Source organism: Cellulomonas pakistanensis (assembly GCF_016862755.1).
GTDB classification, from domain to species: Bacteria; Actinomycetota; Actinomycetes; order Actinomycetales; family Cellulomonadaceae; genus Cellulomonas; species Cellulomonas pakistanensis.
Map to the genome: position 1 here is coordinate 1 of NZ_BONO01000046.1, position 4949 is coordinate 4949.

Here is a 4949-nt window from a genome sequence, read left to right on the forward strand (position 1 = left end):
TCGCCGTCGAGCAGGTACTCCCCCGCCGTCGGCCGGTCGAGCAGCCCGAGCAGGTGCAGCAGCGTCGACTTGCCGGAGCCCGACGGCCCGATCACCGACAGGTAGTCACCTCGCTCGACCCGCAGGTCGCTCGGCCGGAGCGCGACCACGGGCGGGTCCCCGGGGAACTCCCGGGCGACGCCGCGCAGCTCGACGACCGGTGCGGGGTCCGGTGGGACCAGCGGGTCGGCCGTCACGCGTCGGCGTCCTCGTCCCCGGCCGTGCCGGTCGCCTCGTCGGTGCCCTCGTCCCCGGAGAGGCCGATCACCACGAGCGCTCCCTCGGCCAGCGTCGCGCCGGGGACGGCGCTGACCTCCACGTAGCCGCCGGCTGCGAGGCCGGTCCGGACCTCGACGAGCGCGGTGGTGCCGTCGGCGCCCGCGACCTCCACCCGGGACTCGCCGCCCGGGCCGGCGGTGAGCGCGGCGAGGGGCACCGCCAGCACGGCCCCGCCGGTGGAGGACACCGGGATGCTGACCCGGACGTTGCGGCCCTGGAGGGCCGCGACCTGCTCGGGCGTGAGCTCGCCGAGCAGCAGGGTGACGGTGGACCGGCCCGAGGACTCCCCGGACGTCCCCGCCGCGATCTCGCCGATCGTCACGGGGTACTCCTCGCCCTCCAGCACGGCGGTGCCCGCGGCCCCGACCTCGAGCAGGGCGGCGTCGGCGCGCGCGGCGGCGGCGACCACCCGCAGGGCCGCGCCGGACACGCTCATGACCGTGCCCTCGACCGTGCCGCCGCGGCGCACCGAGACGGCGTCCACCCGACGCGGCAGGGTCTCCAGGAACACGACCTCGGCCGCGGGCAGCGCCAGCACGGTGGCGTCCTGGGCGTCCGCGAGCGCCTCCTGGGCGTCCACGAGGCCGTCGCGGGCCGACGTCAGCGCGGCGCGCTCGGCCGAGGTGTCCGGCGCCGCGTCGAGGGCGGCGCGGGACGCCGCGGCGACACCCACCGCGTCGCGCGCGTCCTCGACGGCCGCCCGGCGGCGCGCGGCCTCGCCCGGGGAGCACTCGTCGGCCGCGCACGCGTCCAGCTCGACCTGGGCGACACCGACGGCGCGTTCCGAGGACCGGACCTGGGCGTCGGCGGCCGCCACGTCGGACGCGACCGACCTGCTGCCGGCGGCGGCGAGGGCGTCCTCGGCCGCGGTCACCGCCGCCTGCGCGGACCGGACGCCCCGCTCGGCGGCCGTCAGGGCCCGGGTGGCGTCCTCGGACGGGGACGGGGCCGGGTAACCCGCGCGCCGGTACAGCGCGGCGACACCGGCCGCCGTGTCCCGGTCGTACACGTCGGAGGCCGCGTCGCCGGCGTCGATGCCGAGGGTGCCGAGTGCGGCCTTGAGCTGCAGCACGTCCGGCCCGGACCTGCCGAGGGCGAGCGTCCGGTAGGTCGGCAGCCCCCCGGGCAGCACGAGCACGGGTCGGCCGGCGACCTCGAGCGCGACGGAGCCGGCGTCGAGGGTCGCGCCGACCTCGGGCACCTGGCCGGTGACGACCGCCCGCTCGCCCAGGTCCGCGGTCTCGACCCGCAGGTCGACGGCCCCGTCGAACACGACGTCGCCCCGCACGGTCACGTCGTTGCTCAGCTCGCGGTGCTCCACGGGGACCGTGATCGGCCCCGCCTCGGGCGGCGCCGTCCGGGCCGCCGCGTCGGCGGGGTTCAGCACGAACCGGGACAGGCCGAGTCCCGCGACCAGGCTGACCACGGCGACGGCCGCGAGGACGACCAGGGTGCGGCCGCCCGAGCGCCAGGACGGCGCAGCCTCCGCGGCGGGGTCGGCCGGCCCGGCGGGGTCGACCGGCCCGGCGGGGTCGGACGGGACGAGCTCGCGGCCCGCGCCCACGTCACTCCCCCCGCGCCGCGGTGGCGGCTGTCGCCCACGCCTCGAGCTCGTCCCCGTGCCGGTCCACGAACTCCTGCTGCAGCTCGCGGTCGACGCGGAGCCGCCCGGCCCAGTAGCCGACCTGCTCCTGGCACTCGACGTCGGCCACGGCCTGGCCGATCTCCTTCTCGGTGAAGACCGCGACCGCCGCCGGGTCGACCTCCGGCGCCGGCGGGCCGCCGGGCTCCGCCGCCCAGTCCCAGGCGTCGAGCTCCGCCAGGTACCCCGGGTCCTGGGTGCCGCGCAGGTCCTCCCACTCGGCGGCGAGCGCCTGGTTCGCGGTGGCCACGTCCCTGAGGGAGGGGTACCCCCGGTCGGCCATGCACGAGGCCCAGGCGCTCTCGAGCTCGGCGACCCGGGGGTCCGCCTGGACCGTCTGGGCGAACCGGGCCAGCTCCTGCTGGAGTCCGGCGAACTCGTCGAGCACGCCACCGCCCGCGTACACCTCGTGCTGGGCGGCGCCGTAGCACCCGGCGCTCGCCACGTCGTCCTCCTGGAGGTCGTCGCCGTCCCCCGGGGCCTCCCGGCCGTACAGCGCCTCGGACCAGGCGGCGGCCTCGCTCGCGGACATCGACCGGACGTACTCCGCGTTCGGGTCCTCCCACTCGGCGCCGCCGCCGGCGTCCCCGTCCCCCGACGGGCCGGCGCTGATCTCGTAGCCGTAACGCTCGGCGAACTCCCGCGTGCCGCGCACGACGTCGGGGTCCTCGGACGCGTAGACGACGCCCCCGCTCTCCGCCGGCGTGTAGTCGAAGCCCTGCTCGGCCATGCACGCCGCGACCGCCTCCTCGAAGCGGCGGTGCTGCCGGTCGCCGTCGGCCTGCGCCCGCTGCCGGGCGCTCGCCTCCCGGTCCAGCGAGTAGCCGTAGATCCGGGCCTGGTACTCGTCGAGCGGCCCGGGTGTCCACGTCGTGGAGCTCGTGGGGCCGCCGCCGGCGTCTCCACCGGAGCAGCCGACGAGCGCGAGGACGGCGAGCGCGGCGACGGCCGCGGGGCGGGGAGATCGGGAGGCGGTCATCGTCGGGCCCTTCGTCGGCGCCGGCGCACCGCCGGCGAACGCGCCCCGCGTGGTGTGGGCGATCCCCCGCGCGTGGGCGTTCCGGGAGGTCCGCACGCGTGCGGCCGAGCCGCGTGTCCACAGGTCGCGACGCTAGCGGCAGCGCCGGAGCACCTAGCCCGCCGCCCGGATTGCCGTGCGTGGTGGCGCGAGCCGCCCGCGCCCTGAGCAGGTCGCACGCGCGTGCACCCCGGTCGTTCGGGGGGCGTTCGGGCGGGCGGCCGGGCGTCGGGTGCGGGCAGGGGAGGGAGCAGGCACGGGAGAGACGCGTGCGGGGTCGCGGGTGACGGTCCCGGCGCCGGCCCCGGTGCGGGACGGGTACCGCTGAGGGCACCCGTCCCCGCCGGGCGGCTACACCCCGCCGCGCAGCGCCGCGATCGGCTCCACCCGCGCGGCCTTGAGCGCCGGGTAGACCCCCGCGAGCAGGCCGATGACCCCGCCGCCGGCGGCGGACAGCAGCACGACGCCGAGGTGCAGGATCGGCGTCCATGACTGCGCGGCCGACACGAGCACCACGACCGCGACGCCGAGCGCGGCGCCGACCATGCCGCCGAGCAGCCCGACGGTGGCCGACTCGAGCACGAACTGCGCCGCGATGTCCCGGCGCCGCGCCCCCAGCGCCCGGCGCAGGCCGATCTCCCCCACCCGCTCCATCACGGACAGCAGCGTCACGTTCGCGATCCCGAGGCCGCCGATGAGCAGCGCGACGCCGCCCAGGGCCAGGAAGATCGTGCTGATGTCGGCCTGGACGTCGTCGCGCACCCCGCCACCGGCGCCGGGGACCTGCATCGTGACCGTCTCCGGGGTGTTCGGCGACAGGGCCACCGGCACCTGGTCGCCCACGACCGGGCCGGCGCCGACCGCGATCCGCAGGTGCAGCTCGTCCGGCGCGGCCAGGCCGAAGTCGGCCCGCGCCGTGCCGAGGGGGACGACGACGGCGTCGCGCAGGTCGGTCCGGCGCTGCATGCCGTCGACGATGCCGACGACGGTGTAGGACCGCTCGCCGATGAACACCGACGGCTGCCGGTCGACGCGCGAGACGCCGAGCCGCTCCGCGGCGCGGACGCCCAGCACCGCGACGCGGTCGGCGCGGGCGTCGTGCCCGGCGTCGAAGTACCGCCCGGTGACGACCTGTCCGCGGACCGCGTCGAGCAGGTCGCCCGAGCCCGCGAGCACGGCGACCGACGTCGTGGCCGGCGCGGACGGGTCGTTGACCGGGACCGCGGTGACCGCGGCGCCCGCCACGTCGACGGCGGCGACCAGGCCCGCGGCCTCGACGCCCGCCAGGCGCTCGGCGCGCTCCGGCGCGTCCCACGGCAGGGGCGCGGCGGCCCGCTGCTCGCCGTCGGCCCCGCGCGTCGTGCTGGCGGAGGCCATGGCCTGGGTCGCGGCGACCGCGTCGAACCGGCGGGCGATCTGCCCGGCCGCGGTCTGCGCCAGGCCCACGGTGACGACGACCGACGCGATGCCGAGGACGGTGCCCAGGATGGTGAGGAACAGCCGCCCCGGGCGGGCGTCGACGCCGGCGGCGGCCTCCGCGGCGAGGTCGCGCAGGCCGAACCGGTCGGCGCGCGGCGTGTCCAGGACCCCGGCGCTCACGCGAGCTCCGTGAGCCGGCCGTCGGCGATCCGCACCCGGCGCCGGGCCCGGGCGGAGACGACGTCGTCGTGGGTGATCACCACGAGCGTGAGCCCGTCGGCGTGCAGCTCGTCGAACAGGTCGAGCACCTCCGCGGAGTTGTGGGTGTCGAGGTTGCCGGTCGGCTCGTCGGCCAGCAGGACGCCCGGCGACGCGACGACGGCGCGCGCGACGGCGACCCGCTGCCGCTCGCCGCCGGACAGCGTCGTCGGCAGGAACCGCAGCCGGTGCCCCAGGTGCACGCGGTCGAGCGCGGCCAGCGCCCGGGCGCGCCGCTCGGCGCGCGGCACCCCGCTGTACAGGGTGGCGAGCAGGACGTTGTCGAGCACCGTA

At 78.3% G+C, this 4949-nt stretch carries 5 protein-coding genes; all 5 read right to left on the reverse strand.

What is annotated here, in order from left to right:
- Positions 1 to 236 (reverse strand): ATP-binding cassette domain-containing protein (locus tag Cpa01nite_RS18310; protein WP_203670299.1); only part of this gene is annotated, 236 nt, incomplete at its 3' end.
- Positions 233 to 1882 carry a hypothetical protein gene (locus Cpa01nite_RS18315; RefSeq protein WP_239068918.1) on the reverse strand — a complete coding sequence of 550 codons (1650 nt, stop codon included), beginning with the start codon at positions 1880 to 1882 and terminating at the stop codon, positions 233 to 235. The genes Cpa01nite_RS18315 and Cpa01nite_RS18310, both read right to left, overlap by 4 nt.
- A 1-nt stretch (position 1883) precedes the next feature.
- Positions 1884 to 2939 (reverse strand): hypothetical protein, encoded by a 1056-nt coding sequence (locus Cpa01nite_RS18320; RefSeq protein WP_203670300.1) that lies wholly within the window; start codon positions 2937 to 2939, stop codon positions 1884 to 1886.
- A gap of 390 nt (positions 2940 to 3329) precedes the next feature.
- Positions 3330 to 4577: an ABC transporter permease gene (locus tag Cpa01nite_RS18325; RefSeq protein WP_203670301.1), complete on the reverse strand. Its 1248-nt coding sequence runs from the start codon at positions 4575 to 4577 to the stop codon at positions 3330 to 3332.
- Positions 4574 to 4949: ATP-binding cassette domain-containing protein (locus tag Cpa01nite_RS18330; RefSeq protein ID WP_203670302.1), on the reverse strand; the 376-nt coding region annotated here is incomplete at its 5' end. The genes Cpa01nite_RS18330 and Cpa01nite_RS18325, both read right to left, overlap by 4 nt.

Excerpts from the sequence above, each read along its gene's own strand:
- Cpa01nite_RS18320 (WP_203670300.1), bottom strand. The coding sequence starts at position 2,939 with ATGACCGCCTCCCGATCTCCCCGCCCCGCGGCCGTCGCCGCGCTCGCC.